Below are 3,816 nucleotides of genomic sequence, written 5' to 3' on the forward strand. Positions count from 1 at the left end.
CTAAGGGGTTGACAACGCACCGCCGGACTCAAAAAACACACTGTAAACACTGAACTGCAATTTTGCACTAAAGTCGCCACGCGTTGGCAATCCCTCTTGAGCCGTTTGTTATGCAAATTCAATGAGATAAACCGAATTCACACGACCAAAAGCCACAATTGCAATGGTTGAGTGATTCAAGAATCAACCCAAGCAAGAACTGTGATAAATGAGCCACCAAAACAAAGTCCACCTTTCAGCAACAAGCCAAGCTTTTATGTCAGGAAAACTCAACGAGCGAAAACTTCAGCAAGTACAAAATGCTCGATAAACTTGCCCTTTCCACACTTTGCGCCCACTGAATTTATAACGCGTCAGCGCTAAAACTGATTGAGGCAAACAAAGAACCTTGCCTGTTTTACGGTTTAAGTTAACCACTAATTTGAGGGTAAAAAAGCTCATTTGCCGACAACACCAAACGAATGGCTGGAGAAATCCTAAAAGATTGAACTCCTAAATTTACCTGAGTTGCATAACGCCCGGCTAAGGGGTTGACAACGCACCACTGAACTCAAAAAACACACTGAAAACACTGAACTTCAATTTTGCACTAAAACCGCCATGCGTTGGCAATCCCTCTTGAGCCGTTTGTTATGCAAATTCAATGAGATAAACCGAATTTACACGACCAAAAGCCACAATTGCAATGGTTGAGTGATTCAAGAATCAACCCAAGCAAGAACTGTGATAAATGAGCCGCCAAAACAAAGTCCACCTTTCAGCACCAAACCAAGCTTTTGTGTCAGGAAAACTCAACGAGCGAAAACGTCAGCAAGTACAAAATGCTCGATAAACTTGCCCTTTCCACACTTTGTGCCCACTGAATTTACAACGCGCCAACGCTAAAACTCATTGAGGCAAACAAAGAAATTTGCCTGTTTTACGGTTTGAGTTGACCACGAATTTTAGGGTGAAAAAGCTCATTTGCCGACAACATAAAACGAACAGCCGGAGAAATCCCAAAAGATTGAACTCCTAAATTTACCTGAGTTGCATAACGCCCGGCTAAGGGGTTGACAACGCACCGCCGAACTTAAAAAACACACTATAATCACTGAACTTCAATTTTGCACTAAAATCGCCAAGCGTTGGCAATCCCTCTTGAGCCGTTTGTTATGCAAATTCAATGAGATAAACCGAATTTACACGACCAAAAGCCACGATTGCAATGGTTGAGTGATTCAAGAATCAACCCAAGTAAGAACTGCGATAAATAAGCTGCCAAAACAAAGCTCACCTTTCAGCAACAAACCAAGCTTTTGGAACAGACAAGTTCAACGGGCGAAATCTTCAGCAAGTACAAAATGCTCGATAAACTTACCCTTTCCACACTTTGCGCACGCTGAATTGGCAACAAACCAGCACCAAAACTCATTGAGGCAAACAAAGAACCTTGCCTGTTTTACGGTTTAAGTTAACCACGAATTTGAGGGTTAAAATGCTTATTTGCCGACAACACAAAACGAATAGCAGGAGAAATCCCAAAAGATTGAACCCCTAAATTTACCTGAGTTGCATAACGTCGCATTAAGGTGTGAGCGGCGCTTGGCTATACTTGAGCGAAGCGAAAATGCCAAGCGTTGCGAATCACTCTTAAATGCTTTGTTAACTGGCTGCTTCTGCAACCCTTGGATTAGGAATTGATTGAGCTAAAAACTCCGGCATATGATTTGCTGCATTTAAACCACCATCGTGAACTGTGCCTAAATCTTTAGGGTCAACATCAGCAGTCGGCCAAATTTTATTGTGTCCAATAAAGCGATCTAGATTCAATTTATCTAACTCTAGGAAGAAGTAATCCTCCGTTTCACCTCTAGACACACCCGCGGCCCAATACGCAAATGAGCTTGCAATAATGTCCGCAACTTGTACTTGTTTGTGTTTCTTTGAGTCAGCAAACTTGAGGGACTTACCTTTTAGCGGCAAGTCAAACTTACGGCGATCATACCCCAGTTCTACATTTTCCTGAGTCCAATCCATGAGCATAGCGAACATCTCTCTTTGTTTTTCAATGCTATGAGAGTCATCGTGAACTAAATGGAAGCCTTTAGGATACTCTTTACCCCATTGAATACATTGTGTAAATAAAGCAGGAATTGACGGATCAAGTGCTGATTTGTCTATGTTCGCCAGTGCGCTATCAATTACCTGTTTAGTTTCAAGAATCTGATCAATATCAGACTTAAAGCCTTCGCTTGAAGATGACGCCTTAACCAATTCAACGCTTGAGTAAAATGCTTCAATTGAAGCTGGCGTTTGTTCCTTAATCATGTTGACAAATAGCTTATACATTTCATCAACTAAATCTTCGGAGCAGAATGACTGTAAACAAATGAACAACATATTTGACAAGGCGATATTTTGACCGTTTACATATAAGTCAACTCCTCTAAGGTGCAACATATGTTCAATCAATAAGTCTACAATTTTTGATGTGACCATAAATCGTTTTAAGAAAACATTCATCTTCACACTAGTAGGGTTGACCGCTGGATCACGCAACATTCGGATAATGCCATCTTGACCTGCTTTGTTTCGTTTAAGCCTTTTGAAATGAAGTTCACTCTCTGCGCGAGAGCCTATCAACTGAAGAAGTCTGTCGGCTTCTTTCTGGGGAAAATCACAACTAGCCAACGTAAATACTGGTTGGTCATTATCCAGTAGATTTGAACCCGTGTTCCCCGACTCATCGAAATAGATAGTAGGAATTAAGCTTTGCTTTCTACGAGTAGCTTCAGCCTTTTGGTTCGCTACCTTTTTCGCTTTAGCTTGCTTTTGCATTCTTTTTTGTTTGCTATTTTTGCTCATTTTTACTCCTGCCAGTTAACGCTGCGTTAAGGGGTGAATGCCGCATAAACCAACCTTCCGCAGACCACTTTCACCACCAAAACTCACCGCGTACAAAAAATGCCACGCGGCATGAATCCCTCTTAAACGCCTTGTTATGTGAATTTTTCCAGCGCGCTCAATACACACAACCATTAAACTCAATGATTTGATTGCTTAGAGCGTGACCAACATTGTAAGTCTTAACCATGCCTCCACGGTAGACAAACTCGTTCCAATTTTTCTGCTGTATATCGTAGTAATGAATAGGACAAACTAACTCTGAATACCCTGAACTTCGATATACATCTGGCTCATAAGCGAAGAGAAAAGAATGAGTTACGTCAAAAGACACCAAGTATTTATCCAACTCTTTTACGATAACCTTGGCTAAACCCAGACCACGCTTATTTGCTGCAACTGCTATACCGCCAACTATGCCCGCTTTGAATTTGATGGGGCCCTGTGACATTAACCGGCTATAAGCAAAGCCAGTAGCAACAATCTGACTGTCGTCTTCAATGATAACTGCACAAACAAATTCTTGGTTAAAATTGACTGTAGAATCTTGACCAAAAACTGAGTTTAGATGTGCATTAAGTGACGCTTCATACGCCTCAATTTCACCACTTTTGACGACTGATATTTTCAAGATGAGCTCCATTCACATAACGCCCGGCTAAGGGGTTGACAACGCACCGCCGAACTCAAAAAACACACTTAAACACTGAACTGCAATTTTGCACTAAAGCCGCCACGCGTTGGCAATCCCTCTTGAGCCGTTTGTTAGCTGCTGCACTTTAGCCGGAGATTTACGACCCAACGGCCTAATTTGAAACACATTATTGTTTTCAAGCGACAAAGTAAAACGGACAACTGAGAAACTAAAACCTAACCCACGAAACGCACTTGGCAAAGAAGAAATAACAGCAAAACTGACGAGCTTCTAAG

2 protein-coding genes are annotated in these 3,816 nt (G+C 41.6%); both read right to left on the reverse strand.

The features are described from left to right. Positions 1–1,644: 1,644 nt before the first annotated feature. Positions 1,645–2,847 (reverse strand): DUF3800 domain-containing protein, encoded by a 1,203-nt coding sequence (locus tag NB504_RS06395; protein WP_081245506.1) that lies wholly within the window; start codon positions 2,845–2,847, stop codon positions 1,645–1,647. A 157-nt stretch (positions 2,848–3,004) separates the two neighbouring features. Next, positions 3,005–3,517: a GNAT family N-acetyltransferase gene (locus NB504_RS06400; protein ID WP_258428513.1), complete on the reverse strand. Its 513-nt coding sequence runs from the start codon at positions 3,515–3,517 to the stop codon at positions 3,005–3,007. Between the last annotated feature and the right edge of the window lie 299 nt (positions 3,518–3,816).

Source organism: Vibrio sp. RM-69-4, from assembly GCF_024743775.1.
Classification (GTDB): domain Bacteria; phylum Pseudomonadota; class Gammaproteobacteria; order Enterobacterales; family Vibrionaceae; genus Vibrio; species Vibrio anguillarum.

Excerpts from the sequence above, each read along its gene's own strand:
- NB504_RS06395 (WP_081245506.1), bottom strand. The coding sequence starts at position 2,847 with ATGAGCAAAAATAGCAAACAAAAAAGAATGCAAAAGCAAGCTAAAGCG.